This is a genomic window from Vibrio fujianensis (assembly GCF_002749895.1).
GTDB classification, from domain to species: domain Bacteria; phylum Pseudomonadota; class Gammaproteobacteria; order Enterobacterales; family Vibrionaceae; genus Vibrio; species Vibrio fujianensis.
Window position 1 is genome coordinate 15,379 of the sequence record NZ_NBUS01000041.1, and the last position, 20,798, is coordinate 36,176.

Below are 20,798 nucleotides of genomic sequence, written 5' to 3' on the forward strand. Positions count from 1 at the left end.
CGTGCGGGTTCATTAACCGCGCCCGTGACTATTGTGGAAGAAAGGACGATCGGTGCATCACTCGGAGCGGAAAATATTGCAAATGGTTTTGCTGCATTAGCCCTCGGTATGGCGATGACGCTGACGTTTATGGCATTGTGGTATCGTCGCCTAGGTTGGATTGCCAACGTCGCATTGATTACCAACATGGGTTGCTTACTTGGGTTGATCGCACTGCTACCGGGAGCGGTTTTAACCTTACCTGGCATTGCAGGATTGGTGCTAACGGTCGGAATGGCGGTAGATACCAATGTCCTTATTTTTGAACGTATTCGAGATAAATTAACTGAAGGGAGAAGTTTCGCCCAAGCGATCGATAGCGGATTTAGTAGTGCATTGAGTACCATTTTAGATGCCAATATTACGACCATGATTACAGCGGTCGTGTTGTACTGTATTGGTAATGGGCCGATTCAAGGATTCGCACTCACACTTGGATTAGGGTTGCTTACGAGCATGTTTACTGGGGTCTTTGCATCAAGGGCGCTAATTAATTTAGTTTGGGGGCGAGATACTCGCCGAGATGTGAGGGTTTAATCATGCTGAACTATTTAAAAACACATATTCGCCGAATTCGATATATCACCAGTTTTGTTTCCATCGCTCTGACACTGCTGGCTTTAAGCGCATTTCTAATCAAAGGCTTAAATCTTGGTCTCGACTTTACTGGCGGAATGGTCACCGAAGTCAAGATCGAAAAAACACTCACTCATGAGCAATTGCTTAAGATCGTTAAGCCCGTGTTGGGTGATTCAACCCTGATCACTCCGTCAGGAGAAGAAGGACGCTGGGTGATTCGCTATCCACTTATAGAGGTATCTCAGACCACTCCAGATATACAGGCGCTGCTCAAAACGGTCTCCTCTTCAGTACAAGTGATTAGTAACAGTATGGTTGGCTCACAAGTGGGGGATGACCTCGTTGATCAAGGGGCATTAGCATTATTGATTTGTTGTTTAGCGATTTTAGGCTATCTGTCCTTCCGTTTTGAATGGCGATTAGCGAGCGGTGCGTTATTTGCCCTAGCCCATGATGTTGTACTAGTGCTCGGATTTTTTGCCATCACACAAATGGAATTTAATCTAACGGTATTTGCCGCAATACTGGCCATTTTAGGCTATTCATTGAATGATTCGATTATTATTGCTGATCGGATCCGCGAACTCTTGATAGCCAAACAAACAAGCCCAACAGCCATGATTAACGATCAAGCTGTTATTGCGACTTTCTCACGCACAATGGTCACCTCAGGGACGACACTGTTGACCGTGGCGGCGTTATGGATGATGGGAGGGGAACCTTTGGAAGGGTTTGCCATTGCGATGTTTATTGGCATTATTTCTGGGACATGGTCATCGATTTCGATTGGTACGGTCTTGCCAGAGTGGCTGCATTTAGAGCCAAAGCATTATTTGCCCGTTGAAGTGGATATGGCACCGTAACACGCAAGTCACTGATGTAAGCATATTCAAACAGCAGGGAGTTGTAGAGGGAGCAAGTCAGTCATGCCGAGAGTCCATAGCTTGCCTATGCTCATGGCGATTCACTCACTTGCTGCCTACCTGCAACGCCAAGTTGTTTGGGTATATATTAATGCATGGATGGAGTGACAAATGATGGATATGCACCTCAATGTCATCAAGTTGTCACCTGAGCGATTCACCATAAAAATCTGATTAGCTGTTAGCAATTTTGGATACAGAAAGTTGTATAGATGGTACTTTTTGTATTACAACTATAGTAAGTGAAATCATTTAAGTGCCCAAATTTATGGATTTTTTTGCCGATACTAAGCCAGCTCTTCCCGAGGATAATCCCGAAAACGGTACCACGTTCAAATATGCTTTGAAGCCTTGGAAAGTGCTGTTAGTCGATGATGATGAACAAGTTCATTTGGTCACCAAAATGGCCTTGAAGGGATTTACATTTCAACATCGAAAGTTGGAATTACTGTCGGCAATGTCTGGCCTAGAAGCAAAAAAAATACTCGATGACCATACCGATATTGCTTTAGCGTTGATTGACGTGGTGATGGAAACCGAGCATGCGGGCCTAGAGTTAGTTGAGTATATTCGTAACTCTCATCGTAATCATAATATCCGTTTAGTACTTCGAACCGGCCAAGCTGGGCAAGCTCCGGAAGATAAAGTCATTCAACAATATGATATTGATGATTATAAAGAAAAAACCGAATTGACGACTCAAAAATTACGTACCTTAATGTATTCTATGCTACGTGCTTATCGTGATTTATGCCTGATTGAGGAGCAAAAACAAGGGCTAAAAAGGGTCATCGAAGCATCCGCCAATGTTCAGAATACTACCACCTTAAAAAACTATGCCGAGGCGGTTCTGCATCAATTGACTTCCTTGTTGCATTTACCGGCATCCGGTTTTTATTGTGTTGTAAAACCTTCTTACGATAGCAATAGCGCTTCATCTTTAACTCTTGCCGCTATTGGTGGTTTTGTCGATTTACATACAGAGTGTAATTTTAATCACTTACCTAAACTTGTCGCTGAGCGATGCCAAGATGTATTAAAGGAAAAAAAATCGCAAACGTATACTGATGCAACACTACTGTATATGCTAGATAGCCGAGGCTACGAGAATTTACTTTATATTAATCTTATTGAACCCTTAGATGAGGCCTCAAAAAACTTACTTGATATTTATATGCAAAATATTGCTTTGACTTTTAATAATTTAAATTTGCAGCTTGATATCAGAGAAACTTCCCGTGAATTAGTGCATAATTTAGCCAATGCGGTTGAGGCTCGAAGCAAAGAAACCGGAGCACATGTACAGCGGGTTTCCTTTTTTTGTGAAAAGCTCGCTTTATTGTATGGATTACCTGAAGAAGAAGCTTATATGATTCAACATGCTTCACCATTGCATGATATTGGTAAAGTTGCAATTCCTGATGCTATTTTACATAAACCCGCTAAGCTCGATGCTGATGAATGGGAAATAATGAAAAAACATGTGGACTATGGCGTGCAAATCCTCAGTAAATCGACCCGGCCACTGATTATTAAAGCGAAAGAAATTGCAGGAACGCATCATGAGAAATGGGATGGAAGTGGTTATCCAAATGGCTTGCAAGGTCAAGGCATTCCTATTAGTGGACGTATTACTGCGTTAGCGGATGTTTTTGATGCGTTAGGATCGAAGCGTAGTTATAAAGAGCCTTGGTCTGAAGACGATATTAAAACTGAAATAGTGAAACAAAAAGGGCTACATTTTGAGCCGTTACTCGTTGATCTATTAATCGAACATTGGTCTGAGTTTGTTGCAATCAGAGATAAATATCCTGATTGAATCATCAATCGATGCTCTTCTTACTTGAAGGTGCAGCAGTGTTGGCTAGGTTCATCCACCCCAATCACATATACCCTTCCTACTCGAAGCTGCAGGGGTGTTGGCTACGTTCTTTCACCCCAATCACATAGCCTGTCTATGCTCATGGGGATTCACTCACTTGCCGCCTACCTGCAACTCCAAGTTGTTTGGATATAAACAGAAACAATTAAGATAATAATTTTGGCAATATAATGGTGTAAGTCACTCCTTGATCGATATCCGAGTCAAATTTAAGGTCACCTTTTAACTGTTTTTTAATTAAGTTATAAACAATATTTAACCCAAGCCCTGAGCCACCTTGAGCGCGTTGTGTTGTATAGAATGGTTCGAAAATCTTTTCATGTAATTTAGGCGCTACACCGGAACCATTATCTTGATAAATAAAGATGATCTCATTATCTTCTTGATAAAATCGGATCGATATTTCTGGTGATTTTTGCGTATTAAATGCATGCTTTATGCTATTCATAATTAAATTCGAAAATATTTGGCTAAGAATACCAGGGAAACCATACATTACTAGATGATGATCGCCATCAAGTTTGGGGCTAACCGGAACTTTTTTAGTTTCAGAATGCAAACTATTAATTAATGATTGTAAAACTTGGAAAATAACATATTCAGTTTTAACCTCCGAAACTTGATCAACCGCGGTTTGTTTGAAATCTTTGATTAATTTGGCTGCGCGATTAAGATTATGTTCTTGAAGTTGAGTTGCATCTTGTATTTCGTTTATCAGTATGCTGAACTGATCGGCTGTAAGGGTTTGTGTTTCAAATTGACTTTTTAAGTCATTAATCGTTTCTTGAATAATTGAGTTAGAGGTAACAGCAACACCGAGAGGTGTGTTAACTTCGTGTGCTACGCCAGCCACCAAACTACCTAATGCAGCTAACTTTTCAGTTTCAATGAGTTGAGTTTGTGCTTTTTGTAATTGTTCTAGATTATGCTTTAATTCCAAGGTGCGTTCTGTCACTTTTTTCTCTAAATTTTGATTAATTTCTTTAAGTTGATGTTGCGCCAAATAGAGATCAGTGACGTCAATCGCGGTTCCTCGATAACCTAAAAATTGATGATTGATATCATTTTTTATTACAGCTTGAAAAATAAGGATAAGAGACCCAGATATATTGTCACTGGCTAATTTTTCTTCACATAAATTAAAGGGTTTATTTTTCTTTAAGTTTTCCTCTAAATGATTAAAATTAAATTTTTTACAAATATCAAATAAAGACACAGTCTCATTACTATCCATTTGTAGTGTTTTTTTCATGCTATCAGAAGCAAAGACAAGCATACCGTCACAATCTGTTTCCCATAACCAATCTGATGAGACTTGTGTAAAGTCATTGAGACGATCTTTTTCTTTTCTTATTTTATCGTAAAGATGATATAAATTAATAGTAAGTTTATTTATTGTTGAACCGAGTTTGCTTATTTCATCTTTACTAGAGGTAATGATAGGTTTTTTGAATAATATTAATTTTTTACTAATCAGATGAGGGTCAATTTCTTTTAAATATTTAACCATTTGAGTTAATCGAACATTAATGCTATAGTGAAAAATATATAAAATAACCAAACAAAGCAATCCAGTTTTGAGCAAGTTTACTGATAAAGAATGAAAGAAGTTATAATAAATATCTTGATAAACACTTTGTAAGCTAGATTCAACATAAATATCACCTACAATATTATTTTTATATAAAATAGGAAAAGATTTTTTGATTAAAGGTTCTTTACCTTTTTCTCCTGAATGGAAGGTATAATGGTCAGACGTAACTTGTAGATAATCAATATGTGATAAGTTCTCTAGTGCATTAAGCCTTAACTGAAGGGTAAAAAACTCATAATTCCAAATAAATGTTCCTATATCCTGTGTGAAATCTTGATCAAGTTCTAGTTGACGATTTTCAATATGGGCAATCTCTTGATTAATGGCTAATTTCGTTTGTATAAAAGAAAAAATCAAGGTGAAAACAAGACTAATAGCAAAAACAATAATACTGACTCTTTTGCCAAGATGGCTTATTTTTATTTTTGATATTGTATTTCTTCTATGTGCATATTTTCGCATTGTTCTCATCTTCTAGAGGAAAGCTGATCCATTAGGTGAGCGATTAAACTCGCTTGTGATCTATGTACAATTTTACGTTGCATTAAGCATAATTCAAGCTGATAAAATATCAATATAGTCTATCATTAAATGTGATGATAGATCGGTTAGGTGATTGTGTGCGTGTACTAGTAATGATTATTTTGATATTCATTGGCTTTGACCTACAAAGCAAAACGATATTGGTTGTTGATAGCTATACTGAAAGTTATCAGTGGAGCCATGATTATCGGCAGGCATTAAAAGAAAGTTTGGATAAGTCCTATCATTGGGTCTTTTTTGAAATGAATACCAAAGTATTACCCAGCCATGAACATCCAGCAATGGCGAAGAAAGCTTTCGATTATTACTTGAAAATAAAACCTGACCTTGTCGTTCTTGGCGATGATAATGCCTTGACCTACCTCGTCCCATTGCTGTATGAAGAATCCATTGATATTGTATTTTTAGGGGTTAATGATAACCCAAGAAATATTAAAGAATTAAATCAAGGCTTAGCTAGAATAACGGGAGTTTTAGAGCGTCCATTGTATATTAAAAATATTGCTAGTATTGGCCGATTTTTTATTAACCCTAAAATATTGGTGTTATTTGATGATTCTTACACATCGCAAATTACTTTAAATTATTTATATTCTAATAAATTTTTTGTAAAAGAAAAATTAAATATAGAGGTTGAGTATTTATCTGTTATTAGCCAACAAGAGTGGCAAAAAGCAATATTGAATGCCCATAAAAATGGTTTCGATGCCATCATTGTTGGACTCTATCAAAGTTTAATTGATGCAAGTGAAGAAAATGTGTCAGATGAAGAGATAATCCAATGGACAGCAAAGAATAGCCTTGTACCTATATTTGCATTTTGGGATTTCTCCGTTGGAGAAAATAAAGCAATGGGTGGGATCGTGTTGAGTGGGAAAAACCAGGGAGAAATAGCTGCATCATTAATTAAACAAATTGTTGAGCAAGGTAAAAATCCGAGAATGATTCCTTTTGAGTTGGATAGAAAAGGAACCACATTATTTATTGATGGTCAATTTAAAAAATGATAATGGGTGACAATGATGTTTTCTGGAGATTGAAATTATGCGATTTGTAATAAAATATATGTTTTTATTGATATTTTTTATATTGTCTAAAAATGTCAACGCATTAGAAACTAAACATATTAATGTTTGCGGTGATGGTGGGGAATGGCCGCCTTATCATTTTATTCGTGAAGGGGAAATAGTGGGTTATGACATTGATGTATTAAGTGCCATCTTTAAAAAAGAAAATGTCCAATTAACATTTCGTTTGCCACCATGGCAACGCTGCCTACAAGATACTTTATCTGGCGTTTTTGATATTGCGCTTAGTGCTTCTTATAATGAAGAAAGAGACCGTGATTATCTTATGACTGAATATTATTATACGGTTGTCCCTAGTTATGTATATTCAGCCAATAAATATCCTCAAGGGTTAAATATAACTTCTCCACAGGAATTGAATTCATTGAGGATGTGTGGTTTACAAGGTTATAATTATTTGAAGTTTGGCGTCGATGAACATCGGGTTCATAAATTAGCGAGAAGTTTTGAACAATTAGTCAAAATGCTGCGATCTGAACGTTGTGATGTTTTTTTAGCTCGTTATGAAATACTAAGAGGTTTTAATGAAGTTAAAAATATTGTTCATTTATCAGATGATATTCGATTGGTCACTATTCCTCGCCTTAAACCAGAACCATTTTACTTATTAATTTCTCGTTTTCATCCAGAGGCACAAAGGATTAAACAGATCATTGATCAAGGAATAATTGAAATGCGCAATAATGATCATCTTATGGTGATGCTTGACCAGTATTTTATAAAAAAATAAAAGCCTATTGTCTGAGTGATCAACCATAAAATTATTTATGGTGATTCCTCTTCAATTTCAATCTTGTATTGATAGTTTATCGGTAGTTTAATGGTAAAATGAACGCCTTGGTTTGGTTTGGAATCTAAAGTTAATTCACCATGCAATTTTTTCACTAGATTAAAAACAATATTTAGCCCTAAACCAGAACCGCCTTTGCCCCTCATTGTTGTATAGAAAGGTTCAAATACTTTTTGATGTAAATGCGGTTCAATACCAGCACCATTATCTGAATAATCTAAAATAACGGTATGATGATCAGCCTTGGAGGCTTTGATGATGATGCTCGCTTGTGGAGTATGGTGAAAAGCATGGTTGACACTATTTAAGATCAAGTTCGTGAAAATTTGAGTAATAGCACCCGGTAAGCTATTCATTTGTATCGTTTGATCGAATAACAATACTGGAGTGACAGGAACTTGGCGTGTTTGAGAATGTAGACTGGCAAGCAGTGCCATTAGCACTTGCTGTAAATCAAATTCACTCCTTGCTTCGGAAACTTGATCGACTGCGGTTTGTTTAAAATCTCTGATTAGTTTTGCCGCTCGATTTAAATTACTTTGTAGGATATCGCTACTATCTAGAATATTACTCATTGTTTCAGTAAAATTTTGACTAGTAAGAGAGCTATTAGAAAATGCTTGATGCAGTTGTTGTGCGGATTCTTGAATAATAGATGCAGAGGTGACGGCAATACCAAGTGGTGTATTGACTTCGTGCGCAACACCTGAGACTAATCCTCCTAAGGCTGAAAGTTTTTCTGATTCGATTAATTGCTGCTGAGTTTGTTGTAATTGTTCTAAACTTGTGGTTAATTCTTGAGTTCTTAAATCGACTTGTTGTTCCAAGTGATTATTGAGTTGACTAAGTTCTAACTGTACTTGTTTTAGTCTTGTGATATTGAGTGCAGTGCCCCTAAATCCAGAAAATTTACCATGTTCTTTTTTTACCAGTGCTTGAAAAATGAAAAATTCACTTTCTCCGCCAATATCGATATTTACTTCACAATGAGAAAAGTCACATTCATTATCAATCATCTTTTGCAATTGATTAAATTTATAACCATAGGGTAATTCACGGAAACGTTTGTGTTCTTGATCGGGAATCGATAAAACGGTAGCCATATTTTCAGAACAATAAATGATATATCCATCAGCATTTGTCTCCCATAACCAGTCTGATGAAGCTTTGGTAAAATCGTTTAAACGTTCTTTTTCTAATTTGAGGCCTTTATATAAATGACTTATATGAGCAGTGAGTCGATTTGTTTCTCTGGCAAGAATGTCAATTTCATCCTCGAAGTTGTCTATAAAAAAAGAGAAGTGTAATTGTAAAGGTTGGTTTTTTTTATTTAAATCATAATGATGTAGATAGTCAACGATATTAAAAATGCGTCTATTGATACTCATATGAAATACGAATAATAAACAAATACAAACAAAGAGAGTCTTGATTGTATTAATAATTAGAATTGAGATAAATTGATTAACTAAATTATTATATATCCCCTCTGTATTAGAAAGTACCGTTAGGATTCCTATCTTTTGTGAATACTGTTCATTTTGGTCAATATGATTTATAGGATAGACGTGTTCAATCGCATAAGTTGGCGGTGGGGTACCTGAAGAGATTTGGGTTCCATTAGATTGTATTTCTAAATAGTCGATCTTAGGAAGTTGTGCGAGTAAGTTCATGTGTTGTTGAACTAACGGAAGATCATAAGCCCATAAAGCACTGGCAATCAGTTCAATATGCAGTGTTTCAATTTCTTGATGCCTATCCTTGACTTCATTCATTTCTATCCGGTAGTAATTAAATAATTGAATCGAAGTTGCGACAAGAGTAAAGAGGCTGCTCACCAGCACCATAGTGAGGATTATTTTTTTGCCAATACGACTGAGCCAGGGATTTTGTGGTATGTCCTTATAGTGCATAGCGTTTCCTGATCGATAAAGCATTAAAAGTAACAGCGTATTATTGGTAGTGGTAGAAACACATCCCAATAACACTCATTTTCTCATGCTACTAGTATAGAGTATCTGGGACACATGGTTTTCATTTGTCTTATGATGTTGCAGGCAGGAGTAAAAAAGCGTGTTGAGGTGCCACTAGGTATTCCCTGACTCTGATCAGGGAGTACCTAGTGGTTATTGCTTATGGGGCGGTTCGTGCTTACGGGGCTTCGGCTATGCAAATTTGTTTTAGACAAATTTATTATTCACTGCATGGGCTAAGCCGTCGTGAAACGTTGCGGAACGGATGGTTTAGACCTGAAAACGATTCACGGTGTTTTGTAATTGGGAGGCTAATTGGCTTAACTCAATACATGCTTGCGCAGCACCTGATGAGCCTTGGGCAACCTGTTTAGCGGATTCATTAATCCGTTCAATATTGCGGTTTAGCTCTTCACTTACCGAGTCTTGTTCACCACAAGCGCTGGCAATTTGAATGGTCATATCAGCAATTTGTTCACTTTGGTTACTGATTTGCTGAATAACTAGTTGAGTTTGATGGCCTTGTTCAACGCATTGAGCCATCAGTGTGCTACTTTGCGCCGTTGCTTCACGAGCTTTTAGCGCACAATGCTGTAATGTTTGAATAATAGTGACAATATCGCCAGTTGATTGCTGAGTTTTACCGGCAAGGGCTCGCACTTCATCAGCAACAACGGCAAATCCACGGCCTTGTTCACCTGCCCGAGCCGCCTCAATCGCAGCGTTGAGGGCTAACAAATTAGTTTGATCGGCAATATTGCTGATCACATCGACCACCATATTAATTTGTTGAGCTTGCTCTTCAAGCTCTAAAACACGTTGCTCAGCCAGTGAGATTTCGTGTGTCACTCGGTCAATCGAATTCGTCACGTTCGCCATCTGCTCTGAGCCGGTGATCGCTTGTTGGTTGCTCTCTCGAGCTGCATCAGAAGCGACTTCAGTATTGCGAGCGACTTCCGCTACCGTGGATTTCATCTCAGTCATTGCCGTTGCGATGTGCATCACTTCAGCTTGTTGCTCATGCATCCCTTGTGACGTTTGCTCCGATACCGCACTCACTTCATCGACCGCATGCGCCAATTGTGTTGCGCCTGCAACGATTTCTTCTACAGTTTTGGCGAGGTTACTTTGCATGGTGTGGCACGCATCAGCAAGGTGACCTAATTCGTCTTCACCGATTTCATGTCGATTTAGCGTATGGGTGAGGTCACCTTTGGCAATCGATTGGGCTTGAGCTACAACCAAATGTAGTGGACGGCAAATTAACTTCGATAATAGCCCTGTCATCGCGGCCATAAAAATGAGAATGGCAATAAAACAAATAACGGTAAATTGAATAATATGACTAATTGATTTAGTTAGGGTGGTGCGGTTCTCATTGGCGTATGAGACGTTAAACTGCAGCAACTCATCGACCGCAGCTTCGATTTTTTCATAAGTGGCTAAAGTACTTGCTAGTTGATTTGCCGCTTTATCAATATCATGGCTGAGCGCATGATTATTAAATGATTGGAGATCGCGTAAATAAGTTTGCCAATAGTTTTTCACGGCCAAAAATTTTTCTCGATCAGCATGGTCATCATCCCATATTGATTGTTCATAGCTGGCGAATTCTTCTTGAATTTTTTTTTCGATACCATTCATCCATTCTATTTCAGCGTTAATGGCTGAATCATTCGCAGCGGAAAGAATGCCAAGCTGTCCTCGACGTACCGAAGCCATATTATATTTCAAATCATTAACCAGCATCAGAGAAGGTAACGTCGTGTCGGTTAATTCCCATACTTTCTTTTCAATTGAATTGATAGATAAATAAATATAAAGACCAAACGCAATATTGACCAGGGCAATAATACTAAAAGATAGTGCAATTTTATTACGGATTGCTAAGTTTTTTAAAAACGACATAACAGTGAGTAACCTCATGGTAAGAACGAATGGATATATCCATTCTCCTTAAATTTGCCGCGGTATTATTCCCTTACTACTGAGGGCTACGCTCGTTTACCCCTGACGATGGCATCGTATGGCTATGCTTATAAGTAAGGGGACTGACTTGTCGTTTACCGATCAATTCAAGTTGACTGAATATATTTATCCGTATAATAAAAATATTTTAATTAAAGAGGCAGAATGGAGGAATATTAAGCCTGCATTATGGCAGGAAAGTTTAGCACGGAGCTGATTGATAAACTAAGGAAAAATAGATTTTATTATCTGAATGAAATGTTCGTTTTCTTTTACAGTGTTGAGTTGGTAAATTGAGATGGAAATGTTAATTAATCTCTATATTATGTTCGTATAATAAATAGATTAAACAAGAAATTGGCGTAGAATATATTAGTATCTGTTATGCTTTTAATTATTGATTTTCTTTTTACTTGCTTATTAAAAACATAACGAACAGGAGCGTTCATTCTCGCCGCTGTTCATTATGTTGATTTACAATCAAGCCGTCATCGGGACAAGGATCATGGTACCGATAATTACGGTAATTAATCCAGCCAATACGGGAACAGAGGTCCGTTTTACCACTTCAAATGGGCTGATATGCGCCATACCTGCTGTGGCGACCACAACGCCAGAAACTGGTGACACAGTACGACCTAAGTTAGACGCTTGCAGCATAGGAATAATTAAAAATGCAGGGTTTACCCCCATTTTTGCTGCGAGCGAAGGGGCTAACTCGACAAAAGCGTAAAATGGAGCATTACCTGATCCGGTTGCAATCGCAGCCGCCATTGTTAGGATCGTTAAAATCATCATGAGTGCTAAACCGCCAGCGCCGGCTGTTTCTGCCAAGCCTAGTAAGTTATCAATTGCCCCGATAGACATTAAACCTTGCGCGAATACTCCAGCGGCCACCAATAACATAACCACGCCTTTAAACGCTTCTGCCATGCCTTCATAACATGACTCCAAATCTTCAAGCGTTTTTTTGCCATCAAAGCGTTTGGTAATAAAATCAACCAGAGCACCGGCAAAAATAGAAACAACCACAATGGTATAAATGTCAAGATACAGGCCCGGAATGGTTTCTCCATTAAAGAGGAATACACCGATAATAGGAAGAAATGGTAATACGGCATAGTAGGCGGGGGCATTGACTTCAATGGTCGACACATCAATACGTTCCATCGGAGTATTGTTGCGTTTGTCTAAGTATTTATTCCAGAAAAACGTGGCAGCCGCCATCACAATAATGGCACAAATAGAAACCGGTAAGACGGTTTCAACAGCAAATACATGCAAAGCAAGGCCGGATTTTTCAGCCGCGATCACGACATCGCCAGAGGTCGGCGATAAAATAATCGCTGCCGGTGAAGCACAAACGGCAACGGCAGCTGGGCGAGAAATGCCCATTGCAGTCATCATCGGAAATAGGGTGGCCATCAATAACACACCAAGCCCGGTTGCAGAACTAACCGCCAGTGACATTAAACAGGCCACGATATAAGCGGCTACGAGCAGTACATAAGGCGAGTTGATAACAGAAAGGGGTTTTGAAAACTGTTTGACCACGACATTATTAGCACCAATATGTGTCATATAAGAAGCAAAACCGCATAGCAGCATAATTTGCATACCTAAGCCACCACCACGGCTTTGTAGTGTGAATTTTATATACTCCATGGTATCAGTCACTAAATTACCGGTTGCGGTAATTGATTCTGGTAGCACGTCATAACCTAACAAACCGGTGATCAATAATAATGTAATCCCCGCGGTTAGGAGTACCCCTGCGGGTTTATAACCTTTAACGATAAAATAACCGACAGCAATGGTCACAATTGCGCCGATAAGAAGCTCTAGCATAGTGATCTCCAGTCAAATATGTTGAGTTGTAACAGTCTAATACAATTTATAACTGAGAATTTACTCAAAACAGGAGCGAGAGACGAGGTAAAGTTGTACTTTGTATGATCTAAAACAAACAAAAAAACAATAAGTTTATATAGTGAATAATAAGGTTATTGGGATTGATTTTAGTGGTAAATTTTATGTTAAAACCATGAGCTAGTTTTATTGATTACTATTGGGTTTAATGTTCATGAGAAAATAAAAGTGACAATATTGTCACTTTTAGGGAGCAAATATCCCCTTCCTACTTGAAGCTGTTGCGGTGTCGGTTACGTGCATTCACCTCAATTGCATCGTTTGTCTATGTTCATCAGGGCTCACTCACTTGTCGTCGACCTGCAACTCCAAGTTGTTTGGGTAGAGGCGGATGTGATCGGTCAGTTTTGCTTTTACTATATAAATGAATAGTATGATGTGAAGTAGAAACAGCAACAGGAAGTGATAAGGGCTATAAAATGGAAATAAAAGTAGCGGAATATAAGGACTTTGAACGGATTGCACACTTGCATGCGCACAATTGGCAACGCCATTATCAAGGCATTCTAGAGCAAGATTATCTGGATAATGAGGCGTTACAAGATTGTTTACTGATCTGGCAGACTCGACTGACTAACCCTCCTTATAATCAACATATTTTATTATTGGAAGCTAACGATCGTTTGCTGGGATTTATTTGTGCTTTTGGCAATCATGATGTTGAAAAAGGTACCATGATTGATGCATTACATGTCAGCCCTGACTATCAAGGTCAAGGATTAGGAAAGTGGCTGATTAAGGCGATGCTTGAATGGGTTGAACACTATTTTCCTGAACATGGTATTTATTTGCAAGTGGCAGAGAAAAATCAATCAGCTCTGGATTTTTATGAACATATTGGTGGACAAAGTACCGTGATAAAAACGTGGCAAGCTCCCAGTGGCTATCAGCTACTGGAAAAAGTGTTTACTTGGCCGTCATCGCAAGTCATGTTGCAAGCCGTGAGTTAGAGTTAGCTGCCTAGCAGATCCTAGATACCATTTTGATTTAATCATGATGATGAAAAACACGCTTGTAAGATCCGCGATTATCACACCTCACACCTTGGAGTAATGAATGTTATTAAATTTAAGCCGCTATAAAGGTCTCATTTTTGATATGGATGGAACCTTAATTGATACGATGCCAGCACACCTTGCGGCATGGCGAATGACAGCCGAACATTTTCAGTTCCCTTTTGATTCGCAGTGGTTACATAGTATGGGGGGAATGCCCAGTTTTAACATTGTTCGAGAAATTAACCAGCGCTTTCAGCTTGCGTTAGATCCGCAGCAGGTTGCGCAATATAAAATGCGATCATTTGATCAGCAGGGAGCGGATAGCCCCTTAATTGCTGAAACTTATGCCATTTTTTGCTCAAATCGGGGCGAAAAGAAAATAGCCGTTGGAACCGGCAGTCAACGACAAAGTGCAATTCGATTGCTGACTAAAGCGGGTATTTTAGAACAATTAGATGCATTAGTGACGGCAACGGATGTGACTCACCATAAGCCGCATCCTGAAACCTTTGTTCGTGCTAGCGAGCTGTTAGATTTATCACCGCAAGAGTGTCTCGTTTTTGAAGATACCGCATTGGGAATGCAGGCTGCACATGCAGGGGGAATGGATTGTGTCATGGTTACGTCAAATGGATTAACGTTTCATGCGGCTAAAACGCCCGCCAATCCGATAACTCAGTGAGCATCTATCGTCACCGGATTATTTTAAAATGAGCAGGGGTTACTGCTCATTTTAGTCAGGTGAATGTGAGAGTGTTATTTAATCTCAAGCAGTTCGACCTCAAAAATTAAGGTTGAAGCGGGCGGAATAGAGCCCGCACCACTTTTTCCATAGGCGAGATGACTTGGAATGAAAAAACGCATTTTTTCTCCTTCTACCATCAGTTGGACGCCTTCCTGCCAGCCTTTAATGACTTGATTCAAGCCAAAAGTAATCGGTGTTTTCCGTTGTATTGAGCTATCAAACACTGTGCCATCAAGTAATCGCCCCTCATAGTGGACAGTGACTTTACTGGTTGCCGTGGGATGTATTTTCCCTGACCCCGCTTGTAGTAATTGATATTGCAAGCCACTTTCTGTTGTCGATATGTCCGGTTGTTGGCTATTGTTGAGTAAAAAGGCTTCGCCTTGCATGCGGTTTTGTTCAGCAAGTTTGCTGTTATTCCAAGAACGATAGACAAAAAAAATCGCCAACAATAAGGCAATGAGAGTAAAGATAGTTTTATTCATGGTCGTGCTCTTATTATTACGGTTGTTTTAGTAAGTAGCGCATTGTTGTAGCAATACTGTTGATGTCGTCATGCCCACTGGTCAGTAATTGATATTTTCCTTTAATGATAAAAGTTGGAACGGCATTAATTTGTGATTTTTGTGAAATTTCACTCGCGAGTGTGATCATTTCCATCAGTTGGTTTTGCTGGGCCTCGTTCAAATCATAGGGGCTGATTAATTGATGTTGATGAAATATCTTATCAATTGCCGCTTTTCTGGCGTCTGGAGTGGTTTCTATGGGGGCTTGAATAGCAGCAAACAGCCCTTCCATGATACTTGAGTTAGGAACCTCCTCTAATTGCATGACTGCACTGTAGTAAAGCATGGCACTGATCTGAGCACCTTGGTTGAAAGTGACATGAAGCTTACCAAAACGCTCTCCGGTGATTTTTTCTAGCTCAGGAATCATCGATTCCATGGTTCGACAATGGCCACAGGTTAGAGAGAAAACCTCCGTGATAGGAGCAAGCTGGTAGCTGGTTAGGCTGACGGGTAACTCTTTATAGTGAACCCCCTCGGTGGGGTGGGTTTCTGCATTATCACTGCAGCTAATGATCGCGATAAGGCTGAATAAAAGGGTAATTAAGCGAAAAGCCGATGTTTTCATAAAAAAATCCATAACAGTGAAAAATACCGGATCAGTCTAACCAGTAATCGACGTGAGGCAAATCGCATAAGACGAATTTGTTAGCTAGACAGCATAAAGTTTTACGATGTTGGCCGATAACAAAAGGAGAGATAAGGAAAGTGAGTGCAGCATTAATGAAAGTTTATACGCTACTAGTATGCCTATTATTATCTGGATGCGGTTCTTTAGCCGTGGATCGAATGTTTAGCGATAATCTATTAAACACCGCGCCGAAAAATGATGCAGAAGTGCTCTATCCTGATTGGCGCAGAGCGAGCCAACTGTCTAGCCGAGATGTTTCTCCGACAGCGGTTGAGACGACCGTGACAAAGACGGCAGAGCGGCAACCTCTCCATGCCGATGAGCCCCAATCGTTGTTAGATTTTTTAGCCAGTTACCGTATTGACTATGAATTACAAGCCGGTGAACATTCGATGGTGAAACTCAATCGTCCCATTCTTTTCCAAACAGGGAAGGCGCAACTATCGGCAGATTCAATCCGTTGGATTAGCGCATTAGGCCGCTTTCTCGCTCAAGATCAAACCATCGACATTGTCGTTGAAGGGCATACGGACAATACCGGTTCAGAGCGATTCAATGATGGGTTATCAATGCGGCGAGCTGAAGCGGTGAAGCAAGTCTTATTAGCCCAAAAAATTGCACAAGAGGTGGTGTATATTAGAGGGTATGGCGCTCATTTGCCGAGTTGTTCAAACGGTACTGCTCAAGGCAGAGCGTGTAACCGAAGAGCGACACTGCGCTTAATTGTGCCACAATATTTAGATCAATAAGTTTCTTAAACGTCACGAGTTGAATACACAATCACCGCCAGTGGCGGTGATTGTGATTAGATGAGTTTAGCTATCTTATGATGCTAATAACTCTTGCGCAGTTTTAACGACGTGATCGGTGCTAAAGCCAAATAATTTAAACAGCTCATCCGCTGGTGCTGACTCACCAAAGCTTGTCATACCGATGATCTTACCGCCAAAACCGACGTATTTGTACCAGAAGTCTGCAATACCCGCTTCAATCGCAATACGTTTGGTTACCTCAGCAGGCAGTACCGCTTCACGGTAAGCAGCATCTTGTTTATCAAATGTATCGGTTGATGGCATGGAAACGACTCGCACTTGTTTACCTTCCGCTGCCAGTTTTTCTGCCGCTTCTACCGCAAGGCTAACTTCAGAACCTGTTGCAATCAAGATAAGCTCAGGTTGGCCTGCACAATCTTTTAAAACATAACCACCTTTGGCAATATCTGCCACTTGCTCGGCCGTACGAGGCTGCTGAGCCAAGTTCTGACGAGAGAAGATCAAGGCCGATGGCGCTTCTTTACGTTCAATGGCCAATTTCCAAGCCATTGCCGACTCCACTTGGTCACAAGGACGCCATGTGCTCATGTTCGGTGTTAACCGCAGTGAGGCGATCTGCTCAACCGGTTGGTGAGTGGGGCCATCTTCGCCTAAGCCAATGGAATCATGGGTGTAGACTTGGATATTTTGAATTTTCATCAGCGCAGCCATGCGCATTGCATTACGAGCATATTCCATAAACATTAAGAAGGTTGCACCGTAAGGTACAAAGCCACCGTGTAAGGCGATGCCGTTCATGATCGCCGTCATTCCAAACTCACGCACCCCATAATGAATATAGTTACCTGCGAAATCGTCAGTGGTTAATGACTTAGAACCAGACCACATTGTCAGGTTAGACGGGGCCAAGTCCGCTGAACCGCCCATAAACTCGGGGAGTAACTGACCAAAGGCTTCTAAGGCATTTTGTGAGGCTTTACGTGACGCGATATTGGCAGGGTTCGCTTGTAGATCGGCAATGATTTGACTCGCTTTCTCTTCCCATTGCGCGGGTAATTCACCGTTTACGCGGCGTTTAAATTCAGCCGCCAACTCGGGATACGCTGCTTCATAAGCTGCAAATTTCTGATTCCACGCTGTTTCCTTAGTTGCGCCAGCTTCCTTCGCTGACCATTCTGAGTAGATCTCTTGCGGAATTTCGAACGCACCGTATTTCCAACCTAAAAATTCTTTTGTTGCTTTAATTTCATCATGGCCAAGAGGAGCGCCATGACAGTCATGTGAACCAGATTTATTGGGAGAACCAAAACCAATAATGGTTTTGGTACAAATGAGTGTGGGGCGAGCTGTTTCTGCTTTTGCCGCTTCAATCGCTGCGTTAATCGCCTTCGCATCATGGCCATCCACCGCGGGAATGACATGCCAACCGTAAGCTTCAAAACGTTTAGGTGTGTCGTCAGAGAACCAGCCTTCTACATGGCCATCAATAGAGATACCGTTGTCATCCCAGAAGGCAATCAGTTTACCCAGCCCTAATGTACCAGCGAGTGAACAGGCCTCATGAGAAATACCTTCCATCAAACAACCATCACCCATAAAGACATAAGTGAAATGATCCACAATGTCATGCTCGGGTTTATTAAATTGAGCAGCAAGAGCTTTTTCCGCGATAGCCATACCGACAGCATTGGTAATTCCTTGGCCTAACGGGCCTGTGGTTGTCTCAATACCCGGTGCGTAACCGTATTCAGGATGACCTGGTGTTTTAGAGTGCAACTGGCGGAAGTTTTTTAGATCATCAATCGAAAGTTCATAACCACTTAAATGAAGCAGTGAGTAAAGCAGCATCGAGCCGTGGCCATTAGAGAGGACGAAGCGATCTCGATCGGCCCACTTGGGATTTTGTGGGTTGTGGTTCAAATGGTTTCGCCAAAGTACTTCGGCAATATCTGCCATTCCCATCGGGGCACCGGGGTGACCCGAATTGGCTTGCTGTACCCCATCCATGCTTAACGCACGAATTGCATTGGCCAGTTGTTTACGATCCATAATATTTTCCTGAGTTATTTGAAAACAGAGTTATTTGAAAACAGAATTATTTAAATAAAGTGACCCCCGACCGCTCAACGAAATGGTTATTCCCTTCCTACTTGAAGCTGCAGGGGGGTTAGCTATGTTCGTTCACCCCAATCACATCGCTTGTCTATGCTCATGGGGATTTATTCACTTGCCGCCTACCTGCAACTCCAAGTTGTTTGGGTATATAAGTAACTTTCGTTCATTACCAGGGTAATGAGCAGCACATTGGCTTGCCAGCAAATGGTCTGGGTATATCGATGGTGCATAAAGCACCATCAGAGAAAAGCGCTTAACAAGCTAGACTTAGCCAAGAAAAACCGTGTTGCGATCCTGCTTAGCTAGCTGCTTGATACCTTTGAGTTACAATTTTGCCGCAATCATGGTTTCTAATTTGCCTTGGTCAATAGCGAAGTTACGGATACCCTCGGCTAACTTTTCAACTGCCATTGGATCTTGGTTATGTTCCCAAAGGAATTCTGCGTGCGTCATTGGGGTTGGCCGTGTTTTGGTGCCTTTCGAATCGATGAGTTTCTCGATTACTTCTCCTTCTGCCGCTTCTAATTCTGCCAGTAGAGCAGGGGCAATCGTCAAACGATCACAGCCTGCAAGCTCTAGAATTTCCCCGATGTTACGGAAGCTCGCCCCCATAACGACAGTATTATAACCATGCTCTTTGTAGTAGTTATAGATGGTGGTGACAGACACCACGCCCGGATCTTCTTGCGGAGCAAAATCACGTCCTTCTTTGGCTTTATACCAGTCCATAATCCGGCCAACGAAAGGCGAAATAAGGAACACACCGGCTTCTGCACAGGCACGAGCTTGTGCGAAAGAGAAAAGGAGCGTGAGGTTACAGTTAATGCCTTCTTTTTCTAGAATTTCAGCTGCGCGGATGCCTTCCCAAGTTGAGGCGAGTTTGATCAGGATACGGTCGTTGCTGATCCCAGCATCATTATACATTTTGATCAGTTGACGCGCTTTTGCCACACTGCCTTCGGTATTATAAGAGAGTCGAGCATCAACTTCGGTTGAAATTCGGCCCGGAATCGTTTTGAGAATTTCTTTACCGATATTAACCGCAAGCATATCGCAAGTGTCTTGCACTTGTTGCGCTTTATCGGAACTTTGTGTTTTGGCGTATGCGATAGCGGCATCAATCAAGGGGGCGTATTCAGCAATTTGTGCTGCTTTAAGAATCAGAGATGGGTTAGTTGTTGCATCTTCAGGTTGATATTTTTTTATCGCATCAATTTCACCGGTATCGGCGACAACAGTGGTAAGTTTACGAAGTTGCTCTAATTTGTTGCTCATTTCGGTCATCCTATTTCTTGTGGCAAAACCAGCTGGAAGGCTGGCAGCGAATTAGCAAAGTTCTGGCTAGCTAACTTGCTCGATATTGCTAATGCGAACGTTAATTTTCAGCGACCAAACAAATGCATTGAACATTTGCTCTATCGATGAGTAAATGATGACCCCATATTTATCTTATCTATACAGAAAGTCAATCATCATGACGGTGGAATGACGCCCTCAACGCACTAATTTTGCGTATGATAAATCAGTATAAGAAAATAAACGTTTGCCTAGGTGGTCTGTGGATGAATTGCTCTGGATAGGCGTAAAAAATCTGGTTGAGAAAATGTCATGCTGCTGAGCAAATGTTGATTATCTTGCCCGCTTTACATATGCTAGCACCAT

At 40.3% G+C, this 20,798-nt stretch carries 16 protein-coding genes; 8 read left to right on the top strand and 8 right to left on the bottom strand.

Annotated features, from left to right (window positions below; translation table 11 throughout):
- From B7C60_RS18295 to B7C60_RS07420, 3 genes are all read left to right on the top strand, one after another.
- Positions 1–576, top strand: a 576-nt coding sequence (locus tag B7C60_RS18295) for a SecD/SecF family protein translocase subunit (RefSeq protein WP_245868841.1), incomplete at its 5' end; no start/stop codon positions are given.
- A gap of 2 nt (positions 577–578) precedes the next feature.
- Positions 579–1,481: a protein translocase subunit SecF gene (gene secF, locus B7C60_RS07410; RefSeq protein WP_099611107.1), complete on the top strand. Its 903-nt coding sequence runs from the start codon at positions 579–581 to the stop codon at positions 1,479–1,481.
- 328 nt (positions 1,482–1,809) lie between these two features.
- Complete coding sequence (locus B7C60_RS07420) at positions 1,810–3,360, top strand: DUF3369 domain-containing protein (protein WP_099611109.1); 1,551 nt, start codon at positions 1,810–1,812, stop codon at positions 3,358–3,360.
- A 208-nt stretch (positions 3,361–3,568) separates the two neighbouring features.
- On the opposite strand, the gene B7C60_RS07425 is transcribed toward B7C60_RS07420, so the two are convergent.
- A complete protein-coding gene (locus tag B7C60_RS07425; RefSeq protein WP_172953235.1) occupies positions 3,569–5,479 on the bottom strand; it encodes a PAS domain-containing sensor histidine kinase in 1,911 nt (636 codons plus the stop codon).
- Between the two features lie 158 nt (positions 5,480–5,637).
- On the opposite strand from B7C60_RS07425, the gene B7C60_RS07430 reads away from it, so the two are divergent.
- Together B7C60_RS07430 and B7C60_RS07435 are read left to right on the top strand one after the other, a co-directional pair.
- Positions 5,638–6,567, top strand: coding sequence for an ABC transporter substrate-binding protein (locus tag B7C60_RS07430; protein WP_157928687.1), 930 nt, complete (start codon positions 5,638–5,640; stop codon positions 6,565–6,567).
- Between the two features lie 37 nt (positions 6,568–6,604).
- Positions 6,605–7,378 (top strand): substrate-binding periplasmic protein, encoded by a 774-nt coding sequence (locus B7C60_RS07435; protein WP_099611112.1) that lies wholly within the window; start codon positions 6,605–6,607, stop codon positions 7,376–7,378.
- A gap of 35 nt (positions 7,379–7,413) precedes the next feature.
- Here B7C60_RS07435 and B7C60_RS07440 read toward each other — a convergent pair whose 3' ends face one another.
- From B7C60_RS07440 to dcuC, 3 genes are all read right to left on the bottom strand, one after another.
- Positions 7,414–9,351 carry a PAS domain-containing sensor histidine kinase gene (locus B7C60_RS07440; RefSeq protein ID WP_245868844.1) on the bottom strand — a complete coding sequence of 646 codons (1,938 nt, stop codon included), beginning with the start codon at positions 9,349–9,351 and terminating at the stop codon, positions 7,414–7,416.
- Between the two features lie 330 nt (positions 9,352–9,681).
- A complete protein-coding gene (locus B7C60_RS07445; protein ID WP_099611335.1) occupies positions 9,682–11,319 on the bottom strand; it encodes a methyl-accepting chemotaxis protein in 1,638 nt (545 codons plus the stop codon).
- A 540-nt stretch (positions 11,320–11,859) separates the two neighbouring features.
- Positions 11,860–13,227, bottom strand: coding sequence for an anaerobic C4-dicarboxylate transporter DcuC (dcuC, locus tag B7C60_RS07450; RefSeq protein WP_099611113.1), 1,368 nt, complete (start codon positions 13,225–13,227; stop codon positions 11,860–11,862).
- 500 nt (positions 13,228–13,727) lie between these two features.
- On the opposite strand from dcuC, the gene B7C60_RS07455 reads away from it, so the two are divergent.
- Positions 13,728–14,258 carry a GNAT family N-acetyltransferase gene (locus tag B7C60_RS07455; protein ID WP_099611114.1) on the top strand — a complete coding sequence of 177 codons (531 nt, stop codon included), beginning with the start codon at positions 13,728–13,730 and terminating at the stop codon, positions 14,256–14,258.
- Positions 14,259–14,364: 106 nt separating this feature from the next.
- The gene (locus B7C60_RS07460) at positions 14,365–14,988 is read left to right on the top strand and encodes a beta-phosphoglucomutase family hydrolase (protein WP_099611115.1); all 624 of its coding nucleotides are present in this window, start codon (positions 14,365–14,367) and stop codon (positions 14,986–14,988) included.
- Between the two features lie 74 nt (positions 14,989–15,062).
- Here the strand turns inward: B7C60_RS07460 and bamJ are convergent, their stop codons facing one another.
- On the bottom strand, positions 15,063–15,536 hold the full coding sequence (gene bamJ / locus B7C60_RS07465; RefSeq protein WP_099611116.1) for a BamJ family beta-barrel-assembly machinery protein: 474 nt from the start codon (positions 15,534–15,536) through the stop codon (positions 15,063–15,065).
- A 16-nt stretch (positions 15,537–15,552) separates the two neighbouring features.
- The gene (locus B7C60_RS07470; RefSeq protein WP_099611117.1) at positions 15,553–16,185 is read right to left on the bottom strand and encodes a thiol:disulfide interchange protein DsbA/DsbL; all 633 of its coding nucleotides are present in this window, start codon (positions 16,183–16,185) and stop codon (positions 15,553–15,555) included.
- Positions 16,186–16,325: 140 nt separating this feature from the next.
- On the opposite strand from B7C60_RS07470, the gene B7C60_RS07475 reads away from it, so the two are divergent.
- Positions 16,326–16,997, top strand: a complete 672-nt coding sequence (locus B7C60_RS07475; RefSeq protein ID WP_245868847.1) for an OmpA family protein — start codon at positions 16,326–16,328, stop codon at positions 16,995–16,997.
- A gap of 75 nt (positions 16,998–17,072) precedes the next feature.
- On the opposite strand, the gene tkt is transcribed toward B7C60_RS07475, so the two are convergent.
- Positions 17,073–19,070 (bottom strand): transketolase, encoded by a 1,998-nt coding sequence (tkt, locus tag B7C60_RS07480; protein WP_099611119.1) that lies wholly within the window; start codon positions 19,068–19,070, stop codon positions 17,073–17,075.
- A 390-nt stretch (positions 19,071–19,460) separates the two neighbouring features.
- The gene (gene tal / locus B7C60_RS07485; protein WP_099611120.1) at positions 19,461–20,411 is read right to left on the bottom strand and encodes a transaldolase; all 951 of its coding nucleotides are present in this window, start codon (positions 20,409–20,411) and stop codon (positions 19,461–19,463) included.
- Positions 20,412–20,798 lie beyond the last annotated feature (387 nt).